Source organism: Bartonella sp. AP58NXGY (assembly GCF_042195785.1).
In the GTDB taxonomy this organism is placed as follows: Bacteria; Pseudomonadota; Alphaproteobacteria; order Rhizobiales; family Rhizobiaceae; genus Bartonella.
Map to the genome: position 1 here is coordinate 1 of NZ_JBHIOY010000261.1, position 702 is coordinate 702.

Annotated in this window: 1 pseudogene; it reads right to left on the bottom strand. The window is 41.2% G+C overall.

Annotated elements, in window-relative coordinates:
• Positions 1-702: pseudogene (locus ACFINC_RS10825) on the bottom strand (hypothetical protein); the annotation flags it as partial.

Genomic DNA, 702 nt, shown 5'->3' on the forward strand with positions numbered 1-702 from the left:
GCAATGTTGATTTCACTACCTTCTACTGCACCTCCAATAGTGAGACGATGCGTTGTTTTGTCTTGCTGAACAAAGCTCTCGCTTTCCACTTTGGTAATCACATTATTAACCTGTTCAGTCAATTTGTTCTGAACATTCGTGATAGAACTTCCAACACCTGCAAGCGCATCAGCTACATTCGTATAGTTCTTGTCAAAAGAAGTACCATCCTCACCAAACTGCTTGATCTTGAAATCCGGTGCTTTCCATTTGCCCTCTTTATCATATCCAGCACCTCCACCAAAATAGGTTGCAAGTTGTTCGTTCAGCGAATAAAGCTGACTACCCGTTACAGCATCTGTTGATTTAGCGCTAATCTCACCATTTGCAAGGAACGTAATTCTACTGTTTTCTTGTGTCCTGACAGCTTTGCCTTTTTCTTCTTTACTCTTTTCATGACGCGCTACAAAGGCATCGGCTTCCTTGCTCCATAACAAAGAATCCTGTGCTACTCCTTCGGAAACCTCTTTAATCCGTGCATTCACATTCTTGATATTTGAATCAAGGCCTGCAAAAGCGGTTCCAACACCTTGAAAGTCACTCTCTGTTACAACTCCATCTTTAGCAATGTAAGATAATTTATACGTTGGCTGTGTAAGAGCTCCATCTTTAAAGGATGCTTCTCCACCTAAAAACTTAGCTACATCCTCACCGATTTTATTA